The following is a 23,959-nucleotide window of genomic DNA, read 5'->3' on the forward strand; positions in this document are numbered from 1 at the left end:
GCCTCAGCGGTTCTTGAGGTCCTTGCGGAGGATCTTGCCGGCCATCGACTTGGGCACCTGCTCGATGAACTCGACCAGCCGGATCTTCTTGTGCGGGGCGACGTGCTCGGCCATGTAGGCCTTGATGTCGTCCTCGGTGATCTCCGAGCCGGGGGCGCGGACGACGAAGGCCTTGGGCAGCTCCTCGCCGCTCTCCTTGTCCAGCACCCCGATCACCGCGGCGTCGGCGATCTGCGGGTTGTTCAGCAGCACGGCCTCCAGCTCGGCCGGCGCCACCTGGTAGCCCTTGTACTTAATCAGCTCCTTGACCCGGTCGACCACGGTGTAGCGGCCCTCGTCGTCGACGATCGCCACGTCACCGGTGTGCAGCCAGCCCTCGTCGTCCAGCGTCTCGGCGGTGGCCTGCGGGTTGTTCAGGTAGCCCTTCATCACCTGCGGCCCGCGCACCCACAGCTCACCGCGCTCGCCGGGGGCGGCGTCCTCGCCGGTGGCCGGGTCGATGAGCCGGCACTCGGTGTTGGGCAGCGCGTAGCCGACCGTGCCCTTGGGGGTCTCACCGGCGCCGGCCGGCTCGAGCCCGGCCTCCGGCGTGGTGTGCGAGACCGGGGAGAGCTCGGTCATGCCGTAGCCCTGGCCCACCGCGGTGCCCTCGGCGGCGCCCTTGCGGAGCCGGTCCTGGGCGGCCTGCGCCAGCGACTCGTCCAGCGGGGCGGCGCCGGAGGTGACGCTGCGCAGCGAGGACAGGTCGAACTGGTCGACCATCGGGTGCTTGGCCAGCGCGAGCACGATCGGCGGGGCCACGAAGGCCCGGGTGATCTTCTGGTCCTGGATGGTGCGGAGGAACTGCTCCAGGTCGAACCGGGGCAGGGTGACGACGGCGCCGCCCCACTGCAGGCCCTGGTTCATCAGCACGGTCAGGCCGTAGATGTGGAAGAACGGCAGGACGGCGATGATCCGCTCGTTGCCCTCGTCGACGCCGGCCAGCGGGCGGGACTGGCTGACGTTGGCCACCAGGTTGCGGTGGGTGAGCATGACGCCCTTGGGCAGCCCGGTGGTGCCGCTGGAGTACGGGAGCGTGATCAGGTCGTTCGCCGGGTCGATGTCGACCTGGACCGCGGGGGCGTCGGCGGTGATCAGGTCGCGCAGTGAGGTGTGGCCCTCGGCGCCGTCCATCACGATGACCTCGTCGACGGGCGCCTTCTCCACCGCGGCCAACGCGCGGTCCAGGAACGGCGAGACGGTGACCAGCACCTTGGCGCCGGAGTCCTTCAGCTGGAAGGCGATCTCCTCCGGCGTGTACAGCGCGTTGACCGGGCTGATCACGCAGCCGGCCGCGGCGATGCCGTGGAAGACCACCGGGTACCAGATGGTGTTCGGGCTGAAGACGGCGACGACGTCGCCCTTGCGCAGGCCCCGGGCGTGCAGCGCGGCGGCCACCCGCTCGACGTAGAAGGCGAGCTCACCGTGGGTGATCGTCTCGCCGGAGAGGCCGTCGATCAGCGCCGGGCGGTCGGCGCGCTCCGCGGCACCGCCCAGCACGAACTGCGGTACCGACAGCTCGGGGATCTCGACATCGGGATAGCGACTGGCGAACGCCACGGGGTCCTCCTCGACTCAGGTGCGGTGACGCCAGTCTCACATTCGGCGTGTCGCGCGCCACAGCCGGGGCTACCCGCCGGTAGCTCCGCGGTTCAGCGAGGCCAGAGGACGGACTGCGTGCAGCGGAACAGCGCGAGCGTCTTCCCGGTGGCCTCGGCGGTGACCACGGCGTCCCAGACCTGCGTCGTCCGGCCGGCGTGCACGTTGGTGGCGACGACGGAGATGCGGCCCTCCCGGGCGGTGCTCAGGTGGTTGCTCTTCAGCTCGATGGTGGTGAAGCCGCTGGACCCCTCGGGCAGCAGGGCCCGGGTGGGCAGGCCGCAGCTGGTGTCCGCGAGGGTGACCACGGTGCCGGCGTGCAGGTAGCCGTTGGGCGCCAGCAGCTCGGACCGGACGTCCAGGTGGGCGGTGAGCCGGCCCGGCTCGTGGGTGTCGACGACGATGCCGAGCAACCCCGGGAAGGTGCCCGGCAGCAGGTCGTTGAGCTCGTCGGCGGTGTGGAACCCGGTGGCGGCCATGCCGGGCAACCTATCCCCGCACCTCCGGGGTCCTTCCTCAGGCCAGGCCGCGGGTGGTGCGGGCCGGCGGACGGTCGCCGCGGATGGAGGCCACCATGTCCAGCGTCTGCCGGGTCGCGGCGACGTCGTGCACCCGGAACACCCGGGCCCCGAGCCAGGCGCTGACCGCGGTCGCCGCCAGCGTGCCGGTCAGCCGCTGGTCCACCGGCAGGTCGAGGGTCTCCCCGACGAAGTCCTTGTTCGACAGTGCCACCAGCACCGGCCAGCCGGTCGCGACCAGCTCGTCCAGCCGCCGGGTCGCCTCCAGCGAGTGCCGGGTGTTCTTGCCGAAGTCGTGCCCGGGGTCGATGAGCACCCGCTCGCGGTCCACGCCTGCGGCCACCGCGGCCTCGGCGAGCGCCGTCGTCCGCCGCACGATGTCGGCGACGACGTCGTCGTAGGTCACCCGGTGCGGACGGGTGCGGGGAGGGAGGCCGCCGGCGTGGGTGCAGACGATCCCGGCACCGGCCTCGGCGGCGACGTGTGCCAGTTCCGGGTCGACCCCGCCCCACGCGTCGTTGACCACGTCGGCGCCGGCGGCCAGCGCCTCCCGGCCGACCTCGGCCCGCCAGGTGTCGATGGAGATGGGCAGCTGCGGGTGTGCCGCGCGGATCGCCGCGACCAGGTCGACGGTGCGGCGGATCTCCTCGGCCGGGTCCACCTCCGCGCCCGGCGCCGCCTTCACCCCGCCGACGTCCACCATGTCCGCGCCCTCGGCCACCACCCGCTCCACCCGGGCCAGCGCGGCCTCCAGCGCGAAGGTCGCGCCGCCGTCGTAGAACGAGTCCGGGGTGCGGTTGACGATCGCCATCACGACCAGCCCGCCGTCCGGGACGTCCAGGGGACCGATGCGCAGCACGGACCCACTCAACCAGCCCGGTCGGGCGCGCCGTGACACCGTCCAGGGGTGTCCACGACCCCCGATGACGTGCCCGACGACCTCACCGACGTCCTCGACCAGGTGGCCGCCGAGGCCCGGCCGCTGGCCGAGGACGACGAGGTCGCCTCACCCGGGGCCGGGCCCGAGCGGTTCGCACTGGCGATGTGCGAGCTCGACGGCACCGAGCACGTCGCCGGCGACGCCGACGTCGGCTTCCCGGTGCAGAGCGTGGTCAAGGTGTTCGCACTCACCGCGGCGCTCCGCTGCGTCGGCGAGGACGTCTTCCAGCGGGTCGGCCGAGAGCCCTCGGGCGACCCGTTCGACTCCCTGGTCCAGCTCGAACGCGAGCGCGGCCTGCCCCGCAACCCGTTCATCAACGCAGGCGCGGTCGTCGTCTGCGACGTGCTGGTGGGCGCCACCGGGTCGGCCGAGGCAGCGGTGGACGCGGTCACCGACCTGCTGTCCGACCTGGTCGGCGAGCGGCTCGAGATCGACCCCGAGGTGCTCGAGGAGGAACGTGCCAGCGCCGCCATGAACACGGCGATGGGCCACCTGATGAGGTCGTTCGACAACTTCCACCACCCGGTGGCCGAGGTGGTGGACGCCTTCGCGCAGATGTGTGCGCTGACCGTGACCACCCGGCAGCTGGCCCGGGCCGCCCGGTTCCTAGCACACGACGGGGTGGACCCACGGACCGGTGACCGGGTGCTGACCGAGCCCCTCGCCCGGCGGGTCAGCGCGGTGATGCTGACCTGTGGCACCTACGACGCGGCCGGGCAGTTCGCCTACGACGTGGGCTTCCCGTGCAAGAGCGGGGTGGGTGGCGCGGTGATGGGCGACGTGCCCAACCGGTTCGGCGTCTGCGCCTGGTCCCCGCCCCTGGACGCCGCCGGCAACTCCCGGGCCGGCCGGGCCGCGCTGCACCTGCTCAGCGAACGGTTGGGGTTGTCCCTGCTGTAACGCCCGGCCCGCCATGATCTGCGGTCATGGACGACTTCGTGGACGCACCCGAGCGCGTGGACCCGCCCTACCTCGATGGCGAACGGGCCGCCGTGCGGGCCTGGCTGGAGTACCAGCGGGGCACGCTGCTGACCAAGTGCGCCGGTCTCACCCCCGAGCAGCTGGGCGAGCGGTCGGTACCGCCGTCGTCGCTCAGCCTGCGCGGGCTGGTCCGGCACATGACGGAGGTCGAGCGCGGCTGGTTCCGCCGGGTGCTGGCCGGGCAGGAGGCCCCGGACCTGTACTGCACGCCCGACGACCCGGACGGGGACTTCGACGGCGTGGGCCGGGACGCCGACGAGCCGGACACGGTGGCCCGGGAGTTCGCCCGGTTCGCCGAGGAGTGCGAGGTCAGCCGGGGGATCGCCGACGGGTTCGGGTCGCTGGACGACCTGGGGCGGGGCCGCACCAGCCGGAGCCGGGAGCAGGTCTCGCTGCGCTGGGTGTACCTGCACATGATCGAGGAGTACGCCCGGCACAACGGCCACGCCGACCTGCTCCGCGAACGCATCGACGGCGCCACCGGCGACTGAGGAAGGACCCCGTCGCCCCCCACCACTCGCAGGCTCGTGGCGGGCCCCTGCGACGGCGCCGGACCCGCTGAGGCCCAGGGGCCTCAGCGGAGGGCGCCTCCGGGGAGGGCGTTGAGCCCGGCAGACTGGTCGGGTGACTGCGTTGCCGCCTGCGCCCACCCGGGTCGACCCGCCGTTCACCGACGGCGAGCGCGCTGCGGTGGAGGCCTGGCTGGACTTCCACCGGGCGACGCTGCTGACCAAGAGCGCCGGCCTGACACCGGAGCAGCTGGGTGAGCGGTCGGTGCCGCCCTCGCGTCTCAGCCTGCGCGGGCTGCTCCGGCACATGACCGACGTCGAGCGGTACTGGTTCACCCGGGTCGTCGCCGGACGCGAGGCGCCGACGGTCTACTGGGCCGACGAGGACGACGCGGAGTTCGACGGGGTCGGGGCCGACGGCGACGACCCGACCGCCGCCGTCCCGGCCGAGCTGGCCGCCTTCACCGCCGAGGTCGAGGCCAGCCGCGCGATCGCCGCCGAGCACACCTCGCTGGACGACGTCGCCGCCGGGCTCCGGTACGGCGAGCGGGTGTCGTTGCGCTGGGTGTACCTGCACATGATCGAGGAGTACGCCCGGCACAACGGCCACGCCGACCTGCTCCGCGAGTGCATCGACGGCGCCACCGGCGACTAGCCCCGAACCCACCAAAATGGCCATTTTGGTGGGGGCCAAAGTCGCGATTTTGGCCCCTCGGGTCAGCGGATGGCGCCCCAGGGGAGGACGGCGTGGACGCCGACGACCTGGTTGACCACCTGGGTGACCCGCAGGTCGACCACCACGCTGGCCAGGGCGAGGGCGTCGGAGCGGCCGATGCCGTGCAGTGCGGCCAGGACGTCGAGCATCGCGTCCAGAGCGATCGCCATCGCCTCGTCCAGGTCGTCGGCCACGCCCATCGTCACCCAGCCGGCGGGGGTGCGGGCGATCGGCGTGGTGACCGGGGCGCCGAAGAGGTCCGGCAGCACGTCCAGGGTCAGGTCGACGGCGTCCATCGGGCACTCGATCGCCGTCCCGGCCACCTCGCCGTCCCCCTGCGCGGCGTGCCCGTCGCCGACCGACAGCAGCCCGCCGGGCACGGTCACCGGCAGGTAGAGCGTCGAGCCGGCGACCAGCTCGCGGCAGTCGATGTTCCCGCCGTGCCAGTACGGCGGGATGGTCGAGTGCTGACCGGGCTCGGCCGGCGGCACGCCCATCACGCCCAGGAACGGCCGCAGCGCGACCGAGTGCCCGGCCTGGTTGCGCCCGATCCCGGCGGTGCCGTCCAGCGTCCAGCGGTGGACGACGGGCGCCGCCGTCACCCCGAGTCGCTCGTTCAGCGCGGTGGACCGCAGCCCGCAGTACGTCGTCCCGAAGGCCCCCGGGACGACGTCGTCGATGCGGACGGCGAGCACCTGCCCCGGCTGGGCGCCCTGGACGCAGACCGGGCCGGTGAGCGCGTGCCCGGCCGCCGGGTCGTACGACGGGTGCCGGGGCCGTTCGGCCAGGTCGGCCGCGGTGTCGGCGCCGGTGTACGGACCGGTCGACCAGCCGGAGTCCAGCGTCCCGATGCGCACCGTCGTCCCCGGCTCGACGGTCAGGGCAGGCGGGAGCGACGGGTCCCAGTACCCGTGCAGCGTGCGCTCGTCGGGCAACAGGACGTGACCAGGCTCCATGCCCTCATCCTGCCCGCGACAGAAATGGCCATTTCTGTCGCGGGGTCCTTCTTCAGACCAACGCCTGCTGCACCAGGGGGCGGAGGTGGTTGCGCACCGGCAGGGTGCTCGAGGGGAGCAGCTGCGTGTAGAAGGTGACCGTCAGGTCCTCCACCGGGTCGACGTAGAACTCCGTGGACGCCGCCCCGCCCCAGCTGTACGTGCCCACGCTGGACACCCCGCCGTAGCGCACCGGGTCCAGCACCATGGAGAACCCGAGCCCGAAGCCGACGCCGCGCAGCGGGGTCTCGGCGTACAGCGGCCGGCCGGCGGTCTCCAGGTCCAGCCCGCCGGGGAGGTGGTTGCGCACCATGTGCGCCACGGTGCGCGGGCCCAGCACCCGGCCGGCGTCCGGGTCGTCACTGACCGAACCCCCGCGGCGCAGCATCTCGACGAACCTCAGGTAGTCACCCGCCGTGGAGACCAGTCCGGCGCCGCCGGCGAGGAAGGTGGGCTTGCGCAGCGCCGCCTGGGCGAACGGGGCCGGCAGCAGCGTCACCCCGGGGCCGTAGAGCTGGGCCAGGGAGTCGACGTCGTCCTCTGGGCGCAGCCCGAAGGAGGTCTCGGTCATGCCCAGCGGCCCGAACACCCGCTCGGCGAAGACCTCGTCCAGCGGCTTGCCGGCGATCACCTCGACCAGCCGGCCGAGCACGTCGGTGGAGACGCCGTAGTTCCACTCGGTGCCCGGCTGGAACAGCACCGGCATCTCCGCGAACTGGCGCACCACCTCGGCCGAGTCGGCGCCGGGTGGAGTGCCCCACTCGTGCCCGCGCAGCCGGTACAGCCCGTCGACCGGGTGGGCGTGGTGGAAGCCGTAGGTCAGCCCGGAGGTGTGCGTCAGCAGGTGCCAGACCCGGATCGGCTCCAGCAGCGGCACGGTCACCGGCTTCTGCGCCGGGCCGGCGGTCCAGACCCGGGTGTCGGCGAACTCGGGCAGCCAGCGGCTGATCGGGTCGGTGAGCTCGAAGGCGCCCTCCTCGTACAGCGACATCGCCGCGACCGAGGTGACCGGCTTCGTCATCGAGTAGATGCGCCAGCGGGTGTCGTCGGTGACCGGCAGGCCGGCCTCGACGTCGCGCTGCCCGTGCCGGCCGACGTGCACCAACCGGCCGTGCCGGGCGACGGTGACCAGGAACCCGGGCAGCCGGCCCTCGTCCACGTAGCGGGCCAGCCGGCGGTCCAGCCGCTGCAGCCGGCCGGCGTCCAGCCCGACCTCGGCCGGGTCGGTGGTCACGGACAGGTCGGTCTGCACAGCCGTCACGCGGCACTCCGCTCGTCGCGGGCACCGCTCCCCGATGAGCGACGCCCCCGCCGGGCATCCTGGCACGGGGTGCCAGGAGCGCGACGAGGGCGTCGGGTGGTGCTCGGTGCGGCCCCGGGCCGGGGCCTCAGCTCACTGCACCGGGACGGCGGCAGCAGCCTTCTTGAGGTTGGAGCCGGCGGTCACCTTGGCGGTGTGCGCAGCGGCGATCTCGATCGACTCGCCGGTCTGCGGGTTGCGGCCGGTGCGCGCCGAACGCTGCGAGCGCTCGACGGTCAGCAGGCCGGGGACGGCGACCTTGTCGCCCCGGGTGATGGCCTCGACGAGCTCCTCCTGGAGCCCGTTGAGGACCGAGTCGACGGTGGACGCCGGGACGTCGGCGCGCTTGGAGATGGCGGAGACGAGTTCGGCCTTGTTCATGGTGTTCCTCTCGCGTGGGTGGAGCAGCCCACCCCGGTGCGGGGTGGGCGCAGACGTGGTGTCACGCCTGGTCGACCGGGTGCGTTCCCCGGTCGTCCTGGTGGACCTCCGAGTCTCCACCGTGCCAACTCGCTGGACACCAGGTGTGCAGCGGGGGTCCGGTGGGCGGATCTGGCCGACCCCGTCGTCGACCAGGAACGGCGGGCACGTTGCCATGCCGACCTGGGTGTTGGCGAGCGGTGACCCCGGATTTCCGGGGATTTCCTGCTCGTTGGTCACAACCGTCACGTTCCGTGGCCCTCCCGCCCGGCGCGCGACCCGCCCACGGTCGTCCTAGCGTTGGAGCCATGCCTCAGCTCCCCGGGACCGATCTGACCGTCAGCGACCTCTGCCTGGGTGGCAACGTGTTCGGCTGGACGGCCGACGAGCCGACGTCCTTCGCCCTGCTCGACCGCTTCCTCGACGCCGTCCCCAGCACCCAGTCGCCGTTCGTCGACACCGCCGAGATGTACGGCAACGGCGTCTCCGAGACGATCCTCGGCAACTGGATGGCCGAGCGCGGGGTGCGCGACCGGCTGGTCGTGGCCACCAAGGCCTCGCCGGGGGAGAAGGAGCACCCGCTCTCGGCCCCGGAGATCCAGGCCGCGGCGGAGCGTTCGCTGCGCAACCTGCAGGTCGACACCATCGACCTGTACTACGCGCACTACGACGACGAGACGACGCCGCTGGAGGAGACGCTCACCGCCTTCGACGAGCTGGTGCAGGCCGGCAAGGTCCGGTACGCGGCGGCGTCGAACTACTCGGCGAAGCGGCTGACCGAGGCACTGGACACCGCGAAGCAGCTCGGCGTCACCGGCTACGTCGCGCTGCAGCCGCACTACAACCTGATGGAGCGTGAGGTCTACGAGGCCGAGCTGGCCGGCGTGGTGACCGAGCGCGGGCTGGGGTCGATGCCCTACTTCGGGCTGGCCCGCGGCTTCCTGACCGGCAAGTACCGGGCGGGCGAGACCATCGACTCGCCGCGGGCCAAGGGTGCCGCGCAGTACGTGGGGGAGAAGGGCGACCGGGTGCTGGCCGCGCTGGCCGAGGTCGCCGACGCGCACGCGGTGACCGGTGCCGCGGTGGCGCTGCGCTGGCTGGCCGACTCCCCGGCGGTCACCGCGCCGATCGCCAGCGGCCGCTCGGTCGAGCAGCTGGCCGACCTGCTGCCGATGCTCGACCTGGTGCTCACCGACGAGGAGCGGCAGCGCCTCACCGACGCCAGCGCATGAGGTCGGCTCCCCGGCCCCGGGCCAGGGGCCGGGGGAGCTGCCTCTAGACGGCGACGATGTGGGCGCGGACCTGCTCGACGAGCTCGGGCGGCACGCTGCCCAGCCCGTGGTCGGCGGTCGCGTGTGCGGCGACCTGACCGAGGACGGCGTCCTCGTCCGGGCCGGTGAACGTCATGGTGCAGCCGGGGACGACGTCCCCGCAGGCGAAGGCCTTCATGTGGGCTCCGATGCGCAGGTGGTGCGGGGACCCGGCCGCCGGACGACGGTCGGGGCAGTGCGCCGGGGCTGGGGCAGGGCCCCGGGAGCTCAGCAGGTGGCGGCCGCCGCCGCCAGGTCCTCGACCCGCAGCAGGCCGAGGACGGCGCCACTGCGGTCGGTGCACAGCACCGGGTCGAACCGGTGCACGGGCGGGCGGGTGAGCGCGCGGTGCAGGGTCTCGGTGACCCCGGCCGACGGGTGCACGCGCAGCGACACCGGCGCCCGGTACGGCGCACCGGTCCGCGGGTCGGCGAGCACCAGCTCGGTGGGCACCTCGGTGCGGTCCAGCACGACGTAGGGCGGCGGGCCGTCGTCGGAGTCGAACGCCTCCCGCTGGCGGATCGGGCGCAGCAGGCTGGCGACGCTCTCGGTCAGCTGGGCGCGGGCCACCTGGGTGCGCACCAGCTGGGTGACCTCGGGGGTGAGCGGGGCGAAGTGCGGGGTGGGGCGGCCGAACAGCCACCCCTGGGCCAGCGGGACGCCGAGCCGGGCGAAGACGGCGAGCTCACCTGCGGTCTCCACGCCCTCGGCGAGCAGCCAGGCGTCGATCCGGCTGGCGAAGGTGCCCACCATCTCGGCGAGCGCGGCCTTCACCGGGTCGGTGTCGGCGCCGGAGACGAGGGCCCGGTCCAGCTTGACCAGCTGCGGCCGGACCTCGGCGAGCTGCTGGAGCCCGGCGTAGCCGGAGCCGGCGTCGTCGATGGCGATGAGCGCGCCGCGGCCCCGCAGCGCGGCGGTCTGCTCCCGCAGCGCCGCCAGGTCCGGGGTGGGCATGTGCTCGGTCAGCTCGACGACCACCCGGCGCAGCGTGGCCGGCTGGGCGAGGGCGGCGGCGACCGGCGCGGTGCCCAGCAGGTGCGGGCTGACGTTGACGGTCAGGAAGGTGTTGGGCGGCAGGTCCGGCAGGGCGGCCAGGGCCTTCCGCAGGGCGAGCGCCTCCAGTTCGGCGCCCAGGCCGGCCTCGGCGGCGGCGGCGAACCACACGTCGGGGGAGGCGGTGCCGGGGAACCGCGCGAGCGCCTCGTAGCCGGCGACCTCGGCCGCGGCCAGGTCGACGATCGGCTGGAAGACGACGGTCAGGTCCTCCTCACCCGCGAGCAGCGGGCGGCAGTCCCAGTGGTCCGGGAGGGTCGACGTCACCCCTTCTGGATCGGCCGAACCGCCCAGCTGCTTGAGGCCGCCCACGATCCGGCAGCGGACACCGCGACGGCCGTCGGTGCCGGGCTCGGTGGGCCGGACGTGCCAGCATGGGGCAGCCCGCTCCGAGTCGGGCGTGTCGGCGGCCGCCGACACCCGTGTCCGGCACCGCCGGCGCCAGCAGGGGAGGCTGCCAGCCGTGCCCCCACCGAGCACGCCTGCCGAACCGGACCCGCTGGCCGTCCCGGCCCGCGTCGCGGTGGTCCGCCGGCTGCTCGCCGCGCTGGACGGGAGCGCGCCGTTCGACCGGCTGGCCCACCTGGCCACCCGGCTGCTGGGCGTCCCGACGGCGCAGGTCGTGCTGCTCACCGACGTCGCCGTGCGGGTGGGTGGCTTCGGCCGGCCGACGGCGATGGGGTCGGCCACCCCGTTGGACCAGGTGCCCGGCAGCGTCGCCGCCCGCCTGCGGGCGCCGCTGGTGGTGCCCGATGCCGCCACCGACCCCCGGGTCGCCGACCTGTCGGCGGTGGCCTCCGGCGAGGTGTGCGCCTGCCTGTCCCTGCCGCTGGTGCTCACCGGCGGTGACGTGGTGGGCGCGCTGACCCTGCTCTCCCCGGAACCCCGGTCCTGGAGCGAGGACGACGTCGCCCTCGCCGGGGAGGTCGCGGCCACCGTCGTCACCGAGTTGGAGCTGGTCGCCGCATCGATCGCCGTGCAGTCCTCGCTGAGCCGGTTGGAGGTCGCACTGGAAGCCAGCGAGGTCGGCAGCTGGGAGCGGGACCTGCAGACCGGGGTGGCGTCCTGGGACGAGCGCAACGCGGCGATCTTCGGGCTCCGGGGCCCCGTCGAGATGCCCGGCGACGAGCTGATCAGTCAGCGGATCCACCCGGACGACCACGGCGCGGTGGAGCAGGCGATGCAGACCGCCCTCGCCGGCACGGGGGAGTTCGTCGTCGAGATGCGGGTGCTGCGCACCGACGGTGAGGTGCGGTGGACGGTCTCCCGCGGTCGGCTGGAACGCGACCAGTCGGGCGAGCCGGTCCGGCTGCTGGGTACGACCGTCGACGTCACCGAGGCCCGCCGACAGGCGCAGCTGAGGCTGGCGGCGGTCCAGCGGGCCGCGGTGATCGCCGAGGTCGCTGCTGAGCTGGCCAATGCCAACCGGATGTCGCAGCTGGCGGAGGCGGCCCTGCGGGGCGTGGCCGTGCTCGGCGCCGACGCCAGCGCGCTGGCCGTCTTCGCCGGCGGGCGCGGGCCGCTGCGGCTGCACATGACCCGCCGCCTGGTCGACGCGGTCGAGTCGGGTACCGACGCCGTCCTGTCCGACGAGGGCGTGGAGCTCCCGCTCGACGACGAGCTCCCCACCCAGTACGTGGCCCGGTACGGGGAGACGGTGCTGCTGCCCGACCGCGCCTCGGCGGTGGCCCGGTTCCCCAGGATGGCCCATGTGGGGGACCTGGTCGGGGTCCGCGCCCTGGCCGCGCTGCCGCTCCGGCTCGAGGGCCGGGTGCTGGGGAGCTTCGTGGCGGTGTGGGCCGAGGACCACCCGTTCAGCCCCGAGGACGTCGAGCTGCTGGGCGCGCTCACCGCGCAGATCGGGCTGAGCGTCTCCCGGTTGCACGCCGACGCCCAGCGGGACGCCGCGGTCGCGGAGATGGCCGCGGCCAACGCCCGGCTGGAGCTGCTGGCCGAGACCGGCCGGGTGCTCTCCGGGACGCTGGAGATCACCGAGCAGCTGGGCCGGCTGGCCGAGCTGGTGGTGCCGGCGCTCGGCGACTGGTGCTGGGTCGTCGTCACCGACGAGCAGGGCCGGATGCACCAGATCGCCTCGGCGCACCGCGACCCGGCCAGGTCCGGCGAGCTGGCCGACTACGTGCGCGCGATGGTCGGCGGGATGACCGAGCACGCCGCCGCCCGGGTCGTCACCCGCACCGGGCGACCGCTGCGGGTGCCCGGCCTGGACGAGGCCTACATCGCGCGGGCACTGCCGGACCCGGTCGCCCGTGAGCAGCTGGCGCGGCTGCACCCCGACTCCGGCATCGTCGTCCCGCTGGTGAGCCGGGGGCGCACCCTCGGCGCGCTGGGGCTGTACGTGAGCGCCGAACGGGGCCGGCACAGCGACGCCGCGCTGGAGACCGCCCTGGAGCTCGGGCGGCGGGCCGGGGTGGCGCTGCAGCAGGCGCGGTTGTTCGGCCAGCAGCGGCAGCTGGCGGAGACGCTGCAGCGGAGCATGCTGACCGCACCGCCGGCGCCGGACCACTGCGAGATCGCCGTCCGGTACGTGCCGGCCGCGGCCGGGGCCGAGGTCGGCGGTGACTGGTACGACGCGTTCGTCCAGCCCGACGGCGCGACCATGCTGGTCATCGGGGACGTCGTCGGGCACGACAGCCGGGCCGCGGCGGCGATGGGCCAGCTCCGCGGGCTGCTGCGCGGCATCGGGCACCACACCGGCGGCACCCCGGCCGAGGTGCTCACCGGCCTGGACCGGGCCAGTGCCGGCCTGGACCTCGACGTCATGGCCACCGCGCTGATCGCCCGGCTGGAGCAGGACGACCCGGAGCTGTCGGCCGCGCAGACCCGGGTGCGGTGGGCCACCGCCGGGCACCCGCCGCCGGTGCTGATCAGCGCCGACGGCGAGGTGACCGTGCTGGACGGCGACGACCCCGACCTGCTGCTGGGGGTGGAGCCGGGCACCGCGCGCAACGACCGGGTCGCGGTCATCGGCCGCGGCGGCACGCTGCTGCTCTACACCGACGGGCTGGTGGAGCGGCGCGACCGGGACCTCGACGCCGGGGTCGCCGAGCTGTGCCGGGTGCTGACCGGGCTCACCGAGCTCCCGCTGCAGGCGCTGTGCGACCGGCTGCTGCAGCGGATGTACCTGCCCGACACCGAGGACGACGTCGCGTTGCTGGCGGTCCGGCTGCACCCGCAGGACGCGCCGCGGCCCCCCGAGGCCGGCCCCCAGCGGGTCCCGCCGGGCATCGAGCCGTCCCCGGACGTCCACCCGGCGGTGGCCGGCCCCGCCTGACGGCCGGGACCACCAGAACGGCCATTCCGGTGGTCCCTCCGGCTACTGGGCGGGGGCCATCTCCAGGGCGGTCGCGGTGGCGTCCTGCTGGGGCTGGGCCCCGGCCGACCGCAGCGCGGCGTCGTGCGCGGCCATCGCCTCCTGCCGGCCCGGCTCCTCGGCCACGATCGCGCAGTTGAGCCACGACTCGGGGATGGCGAAGCCGTCGACCAGGGTGCGCATGTGCGGCCGCAGCTCCTTGAGCAGGTCGTTCACCACCCCGGTCAGCGCCTTGGCCCGGGTGGGGGTGAGCCGGCCGTGCTCGAGGAACCAGCCCTTGTCGGCCTCGATGGTGCTCAGCGCGTAGAGGTCGCAGACCCTCGCCAGCAGCGCCTTCGCGGCCGGGTCGGTCGTGCGCTCGATGCCGGCGACGAAGGCCTCCAGCACGACCCGGTCGATGTGCGCCTCGGCCATGGTCAGCACGTGGTCCTGCACGTCGTTGAAGATCTCGAACGGCCGGTCCTTCTTGGCCGCCGCGCCCCCGCGGAGCCGCCGGATGGCGCTCTCCAGGAGGTGCTTCTCGCGGTCCTCGAAGGCGGCCAGCTGCCAGCCCCGGTCGAGCATCGAGACGTCCTCGTCCCGCCCGGGCACGGCGTCGACCAGTCGCTGGATCAGCCCGCGGGCCGCCGTCCGCTCCAGCATGGTCTCGCGCACCTGCTCGGCGACGAAGGCCGCCCGGCCCCAGCCGTCGAGTGAGCCGAAGGCGTCCCGGTAGCCGGTGAGCAGGCCCTTGGCGACCAGCTGCATCAGCACGGTGTTGTCGCCCTCGAAGGTGGTGAAGACGTCGGTGTCGGCCTTGAGCGTGGGCAGCCGGTTCTCCGCCAGGTAGCCCGCCCCGCCGCAGGCCTCACGGCACAGCTGGATGGTCCGGGTGGCGTGCCAGGTGCTCACGGCCTTGATCCCCGCGGCCCGGGACTCCAGCTCGCGCTGGGCGGCCTCGTCGAGGTCGGCGGCGCCCAGCACGTCGTGCATGGTCGAGGTCAGTTCCTCCTGCGCGAAGCTCAGGGCGTAGGTCTTCGCCAGGGCCGGCAGCAGCTTGCGCTGGTGCACCAGGTAGTCGTTGATCACGACCTCCCGGTCCTCGCCGGGGGCGGAGAACTGGCGGCGGGTGTCGCCGTAGCGGACGGCGATCTCCAGGGCCACCTTCGTCGCCGACGCGGCCGATCCGCCGACGCTGACCCGCCCGCGCACCAGGGTGCCGAGCATGGTGAAGAAGCGCCGGGTCTCGTTCTCGATCGAGCTGGTGTACGTGCCGTCGGCGGCCACCTGGCCGTAGCGGTCGAGCAGCATGTCCAACGGCACGGAGACGTGGTCGAAGGTCAGCCGCCCGTTGTCCACCCCGAGCAGCCCGGCCTTGGGGCCGTCGTCCCCGATCGTGACGCCGGGCATCGGAGCGCCGTCGGCGTCCCGGATCGGCACGAGGAACGCGTGCACGCCCTTCCCCTCAGCTGCCTGGCCCTCGCGACCGGTGACCAACTGGGCGAAGACGACGGCCATCCGGCCGTCCTTCGCGGCGTTGCCGATGTAGTCCTTGCGGGCGGCCTCGTGCGGGGTGTGCAGGTCGAAGGTCTGCGTGGCCGGGTCGTAGGTGCAGGTGGTGCGCAGCTGCTGGACGTCGGAGCCGTGGCCGGTCTCGGTCATCGCGAAGCAGCCGGGCAGCGCGAAGCTCATGATGTCGGGCAGGTACCGGTCGTGCTGGCGCTTGGTGCCGAGCGCCTGGACCGCCCCGCCGAACAGCCCCCACTGCACGCCGGCCTTGACCATCAGCGACAGGTCGGCGTAGGCGAGCATCTCGATGGAGGTGACCGAGCCGCCGGCGTCGTCGGCGCCGCCGTACTCGACGGGGAAGCCGTAGGCGACCCGGCCGGTGGAGGCCAGCTCCGCAGTCAGTGCGGTGACCCGCTCCCGCGCCTCGGTCATCGACTCGCCGTACACCGGGGCCCATCGCGGGTCGTCGAGCTGTGCACGGCTGTCCCGGCGGACCTGCGCCCAGCGGCCGTCGAGGACCTCGGTGAGCCGGGCGGGGTCGACCGGCGGCAGGGGGGTGGGGGTGCTGGTCATGATTCCTCCATCGGACTCGCGGGTGCAGGAGTTGAGGGGTCGGGGGTCACGACGCCGCGCAACCCCGTCCAGGCCAGGTCGGTGAGGTGGGTCGCCAGTTCGGCCCGCGGCATGGGGCGGTCGGCGCGCAACCACCAGTCGGCGGCGGCCCGGACCAGCCCGATGACGCCGTGCCCCCACGGGGCGGCCGCGGCGGTCCCCTGTCCGGCGCTGGTCAGCGCGGCGCCGACCAGCGCCCCGACCTCGTCGCCGACCAGGTCGGACAGGCTGCTGATCGGGTCGGCATCGACCGGGCGGTCGACCAGCGCCTGCCCGACGACGAACCGGTAGACCTCCGGGTCGGCCTCGATGAAGGCCAGGTAGGTCTCGACGGCGGCGGTGACCATCTGCCGGGGGTGGTCGCTGCTGCCCATCGCCTCGCGCAGCTTGCGGGTGAGCTGCGCCGCCACGCGCGCGCAGACGGCGACGTACAGCTCGCTGCGGTCGGCGAAGTGCCGGTAGACGACGGTCTTGCTGGTGCCGGCCTCGGCGGCGATCTCCTCCATGCCGACGCGGGCGCCGTGCTTGCCGACCGCAACGAGGGTGGCGTCGACCAGCTGCTCGCGGCGGGCCCGACGGTGCTCGTCCCACCGGGAGTCGCGCCGGTCGCGCGGGCTGGCCGCCGTCTCCGTGTTCACGACACCGACGGTACCTGATACTCTCGGTATCGGAATCGCGACTGGAACACCCCCCACCAAAATGGCCATTTTGGTGGTGACCACCTCCTGGAGGTCCCCATGGCACCGCAGACCCGGAAGGCCGCGATCGTCGGCGGCAACCGCATCCCGTTCGCCCGCTCCAACGGCGCGTACGCGCGGGCCAGCAACCAGGACATGCTCACCGCGACCCTCGACGGGCTCGTCGCCCGCTTCGGGCTGCAGGGGCAGCAGGTGGGCGAGGTGGTCGCCGGCGCCGTCCTCAAGCACGCCCGCGACTTCAACCTGACCCGGGAGAGCGTGCTCGGTTCCCGGCTGTCGGCCGCGACGCCGGCCTACGACGTCCAGCAGGCCTGCGGCACCGGTCTGGAGGCGGCCGTCCTGGTCGCCAACAAGATCGCCCTGGGGCAGCTCGAGTCCGGCATCGCCGGGGGCGTCGACACCACCTCCGACGCGCCGATGGCGCTGAACGAGGACATGCGACGGGCGCTGCTGGCGGTCAACAGCGCGAAGACGCTGCAGCAGCGGCTCAAGGCGCTGTCCGGGATCCGGCCCGGTCAGCTGGTCCCGGAGATCCCCCGCAACGCCGAGCCGCGCACCGGCCTGGCGATGGGCGACCACGCGGCGATCACCGCCGCCGAGTGGGAGATCGGCCGGGAGGAGCAGGACGAGCTGACCGTCCGCTCGCACCAGAACCTGGCCGCGGCCTACGACCGCGGCTTCTTCGACGACCTGGTGACGCCGTTCCTCGGCCTCACCCGCGACCAGAACCTCCGGCCGGACAGCTCGCTGGAGAAGCTCGCGACGCTGAAGCCGGTGTTCGGGCAGGGTGCGGACGCCACGATGACGGCGGGCAACTCGACCCCGCTGACCGACGGCGCCTCCGCCGTCCTGCTCGCCTCCGACGAGTGGGCGGCCGAGCACGACCTGCCCGTGCTGGCCCACCTGGTCGACGCGCAGACCGCCGCGGTCGACTACGTGCACGGCGGCGAGGGGCTGCTGATGGCCCCGGCCTACGCGGTGCCGGTGCTGCTGGCCCGCAACGGGCTGACCCTGCAGGACTTCGACTTCTACGAGGTCCACGAGGCCTTCGCCTCCACGGTGCTGGCGACGATGAAGGCCTGGGAGGACCCGGCGTTCTGCAAGGACAAGCTGGGGCTGGACGCGCCGCTGGGCTCGATCGACCGGGCCAAGCTCAACGTGCACGGCTCGTCGCTGGCGGCCGGGCACCCGTTCGCCGCGACCGGCGGCCGGATCGTCGCGACGCTGGCCAAGACGCTGCACGAGGCGGGGCCGGGCAAGCGCGGCCTGATCTCGATCTGCGCCGCCGGCGGCCAGGGCGTCGTCGCGATCCTCGAGTCCTGATCCCCTGCCCCGCGCGCACGTCCCTGAGGAGAGCCCCATGAGCGACTGGTACCGCGACTTCGCCAACTCCGGCCTCGGCACGACCATCACCAAGCAGCTGGGCCTGCCCCGGCCGGCGGAGCTGCGCCGCTACGAGCCCGGGCAGCCACTGCTGCCGGGCCCGGCGGTGGTCGGCTCGGCCGGTGAGGGCCGGCTGCGCGAGGAGGTGACCGGGCTGCTGCGCGACGCCGGGGTCACCGTCGTGTCCCCGGTGGCCGCCGACGGCTCGACCGACGGGGAGAAGCTGGCGGCGGTCCTGCTCGACGCCACCGGGCTGACCGGGCCGGCCGACCTGGCCGCGGCGCACGACTTCCTCGCCCCCGCGCTCAAGCGGCTGCGGCCGTCGGGCCGGGTGCTGGTGCTGGCCGACCCGCCGACGGAGACGTCCTCCCCGGCCCAGGCTGCCGCGCGGCAGGCGCTGGAGGGGCTGGTCCGTTCGCTGGCCAAGGAGCTGCGCAGCGGTTCGACGGCGAACCTGGTGCACGTGCCCCTCGGCGCGGAGGGCTCGCTGGCCAGCCCGCTGCGGTTCTTCCTCTCCGGCCGCTCGGCCTACGTCGACGGCCAGGTGCTCGCGGTCACGGCCGCCGAGCTGCCCGCCGCCGCGGACGCCGAGCAGCCGCTGGCCGGCAAGGTCGCCGTCGTGACCGGTGCCGCGCGCGGCATCGGTGCGGCCATCGCCCGGGTGCTGGCCCGGGACGGCGCCCACGTCGTCGCCGTGGACGTGCCGGCGGCCGGCGAGCAGCTGGCCCAGGTGGCCAACGAGGTCGGCGGGACGGCGGTCGCGCTGGACATCACCGGGGACGACGCCGGCCCGCGGCTGGCTGCCCAGCTGGTGGCCCGGCACGGCGGGGTGGACGTCGTCGTGCACAACGCCGGCATCACCCGGGACAAGCTGCTGGTCAACATGGACGCCGCCCGCTGGAACTCGGTGATGGCGGTCAACCTGCAGGCCCAGCTCGACCTCACGCAGGCGCTGCTGGCCACCGACGGGGCGCTCAAGCCCGATGCGCGGGTGGTCTGCGTCAGCTCGCAGTCCGGCATCGCCGGCAACCGCGGGCAGACCAACTACGCGGCGTCCAAGGCCGGTGTCATCGGCATGGTGCGCAGCTGGGCACCGGAGTTCGCCGAGCGCGGGGCCACGATCAACGCCGTCGCACCCGGTTTCATCGTCACCGAGATGACGGCGAAGATGCCGCTGGGCACCCGCGAGGTCGGCTCCCGGCTCAACTCGCTGCAGCAGGGCGGCCTGCCGGTCGACGTCGCCGAGACGATCGCCTGGCTGGCGCAGCCGGGCAGCGCCGGGGTGAACGGCCAGGTCGTCCGGGTCTGCGGCCAGTCCCTGCTGGGGGCCTGACGTGACGCGGACGGTGCTCGACGCCCCGCCGGCGCTGCCGGCGTTGTTCGCCCGGGCCGCGCTGACCGCGCGCGGCCGGAGCGGAGACCTGCCCGACACCCGGCTGGCCCGGCTCGGGGTCGAGGTCGACCCGGCGTCCGTGGCGGCCTACAGCCGGGTCTGCGGGTTCCCGCTCGCCGACAGCCTGCCGGTGACGTACCCGCACCTGGTCGCCTTCCCGCTGCAGGTGGCGCTGATGACCGAGCGGGAGTTCCCGCTCGCACTGCCCGGCCTGGTGCACGTGCGCAACCAGGTCGACCAGCTGCGACCGATCGGCGCCGGTGAGGCGCTGGACGTCGAGGTGTGGGCCGAGCGGTTCGCCGCACACGTGCGCGGGGCGACCGTCGACCTGTGTGCCTCGGTCGCCGCGGGTGGTGCGGAGGTCTGGCGCAGCCGGTCGACGTACCTGGCCCGCGGGGCCACGGCGCCCGAGGGCGCGCCGGAGGCCGACGTCGGTGTGTCGGTCGGGGCGCTGGACCGGGTCGGTGCGCAGTGGCGGGTGCCCGGCGACACCGGCCGCCGGTACGCAGCGGTCTCCGGGGACGTGAACCCGATCCACCTCTCCGGGGTCACCGCCAAGGCGTTCGGGTTCAAGCGGGCGATCGCGCACGGCATGTGGGTGAAGGGCCGCACCCTGGCGGCGCTGGCCGGCCGGCTGCCCGACGCCGTGAGCGTGGACGTGGCGTTCCGCAAGCCGCTGCTGCTGCCCGGCACGGTGACGCTGTCGACCGAGCCGGTCGAGGGTGGCTGGGACGTCGCCGTCCGGAACGCGAAGGCGGGCACCGAGCACCTGCTCGGCACGATCCGTCCGGCCTGACCACCCGCGCGGCGCACGACCACGGAGCGTTCGGCCCCTAGCATCGGTCCGTCATGGACACGCAGCCGATCCAGCAGGTGGGTCCCCAGCGCGCCCTGCCGCCGCTGTGGGACGAGTCGTCGTTCGACGAGCCGGAGTGGGACGAGCCCGAGTGGGACGAGCCCGCGGCGGAGTCGCCGGCACGGGAGCCGGTCTGGCGGGTGCTGACCCGCGGGTTCGGCGAGTTGATGGTGACGGCGGGGCTGGTCCTGCTGCTGTTCGTCGTCTACGAGGTCTACGTCACCGACCTGCTCAACGACCGCCGGCAGGACCAGCTCACCGAGGAGATCCGCGACGTCTGGGCGGACACCCCGACGTCGGGCCCGCCGCCGGTGCTGGTCGAACCGGCGGCCGGCGAGCCGATCGCCGTGCTGCGCATCCCCCGGCTGGGCGAGGACTACCAGCAGGTCGTCCTGCAGGGCACCGAGGAGGCCCAGCTCGCCCAGGGGCCGGGTCACTACGCCGGGACGGCGATGCCCGGGCAGCCGGGCAACGTCGCGCTGGCCGGGCACCGGGTGGGCAAGGGGTCGCCGTTCCTCGACCTCGACCAGCTCCGGCCCGGCGACCCGATCGTGGTGGAGACCGCGCAGAGCTGGTTCGTCTACCGGGTGCTCGGCGACCCGGCCACCGGCGACGCCACCACCGACCCCAGCGGGATCCCCGGCCAGCACATCGTCACGCCGGCCGACATCGACGTCATCGCCCCGACGCCGGGCGCAGCCGGTGCGCCGCCCTCGGGTGAGTACCTGACCCTGACCACCTGCCACCCCAAGTACTCCGCGCGGCAGCGCCTGATCGTGCACGCCCGGCTGGACGGCGCCGCGGTCTCCAAGGCCGAGGCACCCGACGGCCCGCCGGCACTGCGCGACGGCGGAGGGGAGGCCTGATGTACGGGTGGCTCTGGCGGGCCCTCCCCGGTGGACGGGCGAGCAAGGCGTTCCTCTCCCTGGTCCTGGTGCTCGCCGTCTGCGCGCTGCTGCTGCTGGTCGTCTTCCCGTGGGTCGAGCCGATGCTCCCGTTCAACGACGTGACCATCGACCAGTGAGCTGACGCGGCCGCCGGCCGCCGGCCGGCGCCCGCCGCCGCCCGGACGGCCCGCATCTCACACGCTGCGGCGCACCTTGAGCCGGGGCGGGCGGCCGTCGGGGTCGATGGCGTAGCGGTAGAGCGGGACGGCGAGGACCCGCTGCCACAGGGGCGGGCGCTCGACGACGTGCGCGCGCAGCCGGCCGGCCGGGCGAGGGCCGCGACGTCCGCCGGCGTGCCAGGCGTCCAGGGCGGCGGCGACGTGCCGCACCGCGGCGACGGCCTCGTCCGGGTCGAGCAGGTCGGCGTCGTCGCCGTCGGCCCGGCCCAGGTGCTCGCGCATGAGCCGCAGACGGAGGTCCCGGGCGAACCGACGGGCTCCGTCCCCGTGCCCGCCCGGGTCGAAGGGCTCCCGCAGGTCGCGGTCGCTGTCGACGACGGCCGCGGTCAGCTCCGAGTCGTGCGTCCAGGAGCGCCGGTTGAAGTTGTCGCTGCCGACCGTGGCCCAGACGTCGTCGACGATGCACACCTTGGCGTGCACGTACACCGGGACGCCCTGCTCGTTCTCCACGTCGAAGACCTGCACGCGGTCCCCGCCGGCCTCGCGGACCATGTCCAGCGCCCGGGCGTGCCCCAGGGCCACCGGCACCACGCTGACCGGGCTGTCCTTGTCCGGGTGGCGGGGCACCACGACGACCAGCTGCAGCCGAGGTCGCGCGCGCAGCGCGTCGGCGAACACCCGGGCGACGTCGGTGGACCACAGGTACTGGTCCTCCACGTAGACCAGGCGCTCGGCCCGGGCCAGCGCCTTGGCGTAACCGCGGGCCGCGCTGCGCTCGCCGTCCGGTGCGAACGGGTACCCGGGCCAGCGGTTGGGGTAGGTGCGCAGCAGCTGCACCGCGCACGACCCCTCGCCGGGCGGCGCCGGCCGCGCCTCGGGGAGGGAGGAGGGCGCCCGGTCCTGGCCGCGGAACAGGTCGGGGAGCACGTGCCACGGCATCCGGGACAGCGCAGCGGGGTCCTCCCAGCGCTCCCGGAAGACCGCTTCGACCTCGCGGACGACCGGACCGCGCAGCTCGACCTGGACGTCGTGCCACGCCGGGGTGTCGCCGTAGGCGTCGGCGAACGGCCGGGGCTGCTGGTCGCCCTCGTGTGCCACGCCGTCCCGGCGGCTGTGCGCGACGTCGATCCCGCCGAGGAAGGCGACGTCCTCGTCCGGGCGGTCGCGGTGCCGCACGACGACGAACTTCTGGTGGTGACTGCCCATCGGCCGGACCCGTTGGTCGAGCAGCACCTCGCCGCCGGTCTCGTTGACGTCGCGGGAGAGGTCGCGGTTCTGCTCGGCGGAGAACGCCATCGACTCCAGGTGTGACCGCCAGATCAGCCCCTTGACCAGGGCACCGCGACGGACGGCGTCCGACAGGGCCTTGCCCACCGTCGGGCCGTCGTCGGTGAGCAGCTCGTCGGTGTCGCCCCGCCAGCCGGCGAGGTAGACCAGGTCGCCGCGTCCTGCGTCGGCCAGCACGTCGGCCAGGACGGGGAGGTAGCTGCGGCCGTGCACGAGGGGCCGGACCCGGTTGCCCTCGGTCCACGCCTGGAGCCGGGTCGCGTCGTTGCCGCGCTCGGTGGCGGAGAGGAACCATGCCTCCAGACCGACCGGGGCCGCGGGTGGCAGGTCGAGCGCGCCGTCCAGGTGGGCGGCCAGCTGGGCGCCGTCGGGAGCCCGGACGACCGGTACACCGTCGACGTCGCCGTCCGGCTCCGCAGCGTCGGCCGGGTGCACCTGGCGCAGCGCGATGGCCTCGACCCGGTCGGGGTGCTGGCGGGCGAAGTCGCGGTAGATCTCCGGGTCGTGCTCGCCGTCGTCCCCCACGAGGACCCAGCGGATGCCGGGCAGATCGGTGGTCAGCCGCTCCAGGGCGCCGCGTTTGTGGGCCCGGCCGTCCCGGAACCAGCCGCGCGGCGTGACCCCCCAGTCGGTCATCAGCAGCGCCCCCGCCGGGAAGCGGTTCCGGTCGAGGAAGCGGGCCACCGGCCCCGCCAGGTTCCACGGTCCGTTGCTCAGGTACACCACGGGGGCGTGCGGATGGTCCTGGACCAGCCGGGTCAGCAGCCCGGCCATCCCCGGCACCATCGTGCGCCCGCTGCTGGACCGGGCGAGGGTGCGCCAGGCGGCCCGCAGCGGGTGCCGCAGCCCGGTCACCCAGACGGTGTCGTCGACGTCGCAGACCACGCCCCGGCGCACGTCCGGGCCGGCGAGGTGCACGGTGGCCCGGACGGGCTCGCGCCCGGGCACGACCAACTGGGCCTCTGCCCGGCCCGGGGGCAGCTCCACGTCCAGGGTGACGTCGACGAGCCCTGCCGCGTCGGACCGGGCCCGGTGCCGCACCCCGCCCAGCTCGATCTCCACCTCGCCCTGCGGCTGCTCGAGGGTGAGCAGCCGCCGCCAGCCCGGGATGTCCCGCCGGGCCCCCGGGTCGGTGCCGGCCGGGGCGAGCAGCAACCGGCCCAGCACCCGTGCGCTGCCGCTCGCCCCGTAGCCCGGGTAGCTGAGTGCCGCCGGGTGCCAGCCCCGCCGCCGGGCGACCCGGGCGAGCTGGTCCCGCAGGCCGTTCTCCAGCCGGTAGGCGATCCGGACCAGTCGGCTGGGGGCCTCGTCGGTGAGACTGCCCGGGTCCGGCACGGCGTGCTCGGGGCGGGGCTGTTCGGTCATCCAGGCGGCTCCCTGCGTCATCGGTGCTCCCCGGGCGGTCCCGCGCGCAGCGGTGCCGGCCGGTGTGGGCCAGTCCTCAGTCCTACCGTGGAACCGGCTGG

The 23,959-nt window shown here is 74.3% G+C and carries 21 protein-coding genes; 10 read left to right on the plus strand and 11 right to left on the minus strand.

The window, feature by feature from the left end:
- Positions 1-3: 3 nt before the first annotated feature.
- From O2W53_RS00600 to folP, 3 genes are all read right to left on the minus strand, one after another.
- The gene (locus O2W53_RS00600) at positions 4-1,599 is read right to left on the minus strand and encodes a 4-coumarate--CoA ligase family protein (protein ID WP_269161103.1); all 1,596 of its coding nucleotides are present in this window, start codon (positions 1,597-1,599) and stop codon (positions 4-6) included.
- A gap of 92 nt (positions 1,600-1,691) precedes the next feature.
- A complete protein-coding gene (locus O2W53_RS00605) occupies positions 1,692-2,117 on the minus strand; it encodes a PaaI family thioesterase (RefSeq protein ID WP_269161104.1) in 426 nt (141 codons plus the stop codon).
- Between the two features lie 37 nt (positions 2,118-2,154).
- The gene (gene folP / locus O2W53_RS00610) at positions 2,155-3,015 is read right to left on the minus strand and encodes a dihydropteroate synthase (RefSeq protein WP_269161105.1); all 861 of its coding nucleotides are present in this window, start codon (positions 3,013-3,015) and stop codon (positions 2,155-2,157) included.
- A 48-nt stretch (positions 3,016-3,063) separates the two neighbouring features.
- On the opposite strand from folP, the gene glsA reads away from it, so the two are divergent.
- The 3 genes from glsA to O2W53_RS00625 all read left to right on the plus strand — a co-directional run bounded on the left by glsA (position 3,064) and on the right by O2W53_RS00625 (position 5,241).
- The gene (gene glsA, locus O2W53_RS00615; RefSeq protein ID WP_269161106.1) at positions 3,064-3,996 is read left to right on the plus strand and encodes a glutaminase A; all 933 of its coding nucleotides are present in this window, start codon (positions 3,064-3,066) and stop codon (positions 3,994-3,996) included.
- A gap of 26 nt (positions 3,997-4,022) precedes the next feature.
- Positions 4,023-4,568, plus strand: coding sequence for a DinB family protein (locus tag O2W53_RS00620; protein ID WP_269161107.1), 546 nt, complete (start codon positions 4,023-4,025; stop codon positions 4,566-4,568).
- A gap of 133 nt (positions 4,569-4,701) precedes the next feature.
- Complete coding sequence (locus O2W53_RS00625) at positions 4,702-5,241, plus strand: DinB family protein (protein WP_269161108.1); 540 nt, start codon at positions 4,702-4,704, stop codon at positions 5,239-5,241.
- Between the two features lie 62 nt (positions 5,242-5,303).
- On the opposite strand, the gene O2W53_RS00630 is transcribed toward O2W53_RS00625, so the two are convergent.
- From O2W53_RS00630 to O2W53_RS00640, 3 genes are all read right to left on the minus strand, one after another.
- Positions 5,304-6,257 (minus strand): acetamidase/formamidase family protein, encoded by a 954-nt coding sequence (locus O2W53_RS00630; RefSeq protein ID WP_269161109.1) that lies wholly within the window; start codon positions 6,255-6,257, stop codon positions 5,304-5,306.
- Between the two features lie 52 nt (positions 6,258-6,309).
- Positions 6,310-7,557 (minus strand): serine hydrolase domain-containing protein, encoded by a 1,248-nt coding sequence (locus O2W53_RS00635; RefSeq protein ID WP_269161110.1) that lies wholly within the window; start codon positions 7,555-7,557, stop codon positions 6,310-6,312.
- A gap of 132 nt (positions 7,558-7,689) precedes the next feature.
- Positions 7,690-7,977 carry an HU family DNA-binding protein gene (locus O2W53_RS00640; protein ID WP_269161111.1) on the minus strand — a complete coding sequence of 96 codons (288 nt, stop codon included), beginning with the start codon at positions 7,975-7,977 and terminating at the stop codon, positions 7,690-7,692.
- Between the two features lie 347 nt (positions 7,978-8,324).
- On the opposite strand from O2W53_RS00640, the gene O2W53_RS00645 reads away from it, so the two are divergent.
- Positions 8,325-9,248 carry an aldo/keto reductase gene (locus tag O2W53_RS00645; protein ID WP_269161112.1) on the plus strand — a complete coding sequence of 308 codons (924 nt, stop codon included), beginning with the start codon at positions 8,325-8,327 and terminating at the stop codon, positions 9,246-9,248.
- A gap of 43 nt (positions 9,249-9,291) precedes the next feature.
- Here the strand turns inward: O2W53_RS00645 and O2W53_RS00650 are convergent, their stop codons facing one another.
- Together O2W53_RS00650 and O2W53_RS00655 are read right to left on the minus strand one after the other, a co-directional pair.
- Positions 9,292-9,465 (minus strand): DUF1059 domain-containing protein, encoded by a 174-nt coding sequence (locus O2W53_RS00650; RefSeq protein ID WP_269161113.1) that lies wholly within the window; start codon positions 9,463-9,465, stop codon positions 9,292-9,294.
- A gap of 89 nt (positions 9,466-9,554) precedes the next feature.
- Positions 9,555-10,646, minus strand: a complete 1,092-nt coding sequence (locus O2W53_RS00655; RefSeq protein WP_269161114.1) for an EAL domain-containing protein — start codon at positions 10,644-10,646, stop codon at positions 9,555-9,557.
- 196 nt (positions 10,647-10,842) lie between these two features.
- Here O2W53_RS00655 and O2W53_RS00660 point away from each other — a divergent pair, with 196 nt between their 5' ends.
- Positions 10,843-13,671: a SpoIIE family protein phosphatase gene (locus O2W53_RS00660; RefSeq protein ID WP_269161115.1), complete on the plus strand. Its 2,829-nt coding sequence runs from the start codon at positions 10,843-10,845 to the stop codon at positions 13,669-13,671.
- A 42-nt stretch (positions 13,672-13,713) separates the two neighbouring features.
- Here the strand turns inward: O2W53_RS00660 and O2W53_RS00665 are convergent, their stop codons facing one another.
- Both O2W53_RS00665 and O2W53_RS00670 read right to left on the minus strand, forming a co-directional pair.
- Positions 13,714-15,771, minus strand: a complete 2,058-nt coding sequence (locus O2W53_RS00665) for an acyl-CoA dehydrogenase family protein (protein ID WP_269161116.1) — start codon at positions 15,769-15,771, stop codon at positions 13,714-13,716.
- Positions 15,768-16,448, minus strand: a complete 681-nt coding sequence (locus O2W53_RS00670) for a TetR family transcriptional regulator (RefSeq protein ID WP_269161117.1) — start codon at positions 16,446-16,448, stop codon at positions 15,768-15,770. Before O2W53_RS00670 ends, O2W53_RS00665 begins: the two co-directional genes overlap by 4 nt.
- 99 nt (positions 16,449-16,547) lie before the next feature.
- Here O2W53_RS00670 and O2W53_RS00675 point away from each other — a divergent pair, with 99 nt between their 5' ends.
- From O2W53_RS00675 to O2W53_RS00695, 5 genes are read left to right on the plus strand one after another with little or no spacing between them, the layout of a single operon-like run.
- Positions 16,548-17,831: an acetyl-CoA C-acetyltransferase gene (locus tag O2W53_RS00675; RefSeq protein WP_269161118.1), complete on the plus strand. Its 1,284-nt coding sequence runs from the start codon at positions 16,548-16,550 to the stop codon at positions 17,829-17,831.
- Between the two features lie 37 nt (positions 17,832-17,868).
- Complete coding sequence (locus tag O2W53_RS00680; RefSeq protein WP_269161119.1) at positions 17,869-19,224, plus strand: 3-oxoacyl-ACP reductase; 1,356 nt, start codon at positions 17,869-17,871, stop codon at positions 19,222-19,224.
- 1 nt (position 19,225) lies between these two features.
- Positions 19,226-20,080 (plus strand): MaoC family dehydratase, encoded by an 855-nt coding sequence (locus O2W53_RS00685; protein WP_269161120.1) that lies wholly within the window; start codon positions 19,226-19,228, stop codon positions 20,078-20,080.
- Positions 20,081-20,133: 53 nt separating this feature from the next.
- Positions 20,134-21,006 (plus strand): class E sortase, encoded by an 873-nt coding sequence (locus tag O2W53_RS00690; protein ID WP_269161121.1) that lies wholly within the window; start codon positions 20,134-20,136, stop codon positions 21,004-21,006.
- Positions 21,006-21,164, plus strand: coding sequence for a hypothetical protein (locus tag O2W53_RS00695; RefSeq protein ID WP_269161122.1), 159 nt, complete (start codon positions 21,006-21,008; stop codon positions 21,162-21,164). The genes O2W53_RS00690 and O2W53_RS00695 overlap by 1 nt, the downstream gene beginning before the upstream one ends.
- 57 nt (positions 21,165-21,221) lie before the next feature.
- Here O2W53_RS00695 and O2W53_RS00700 read toward each other — a convergent pair whose 3' ends face one another.
- On the minus strand, positions 21,222-23,879 hold the full coding sequence (locus tag O2W53_RS00700; protein WP_269161123.1) for a phosphatase domain-containing protein: 2,658 nt from the start codon (positions 23,877-23,879) through the stop codon (positions 21,222-21,224).
- Positions 23,880-23,959 lie beyond the last annotated feature (80 nt).

This window comes from Modestobacter sp. VKM Ac-2978 (assembly GCF_026968025.1).
In the GTDB taxonomy this organism is placed as follows: Bacteria; Actinomycetota; Actinomycetes; order Mycobacteriales; family Geodermatophilaceae; genus Modestobacter.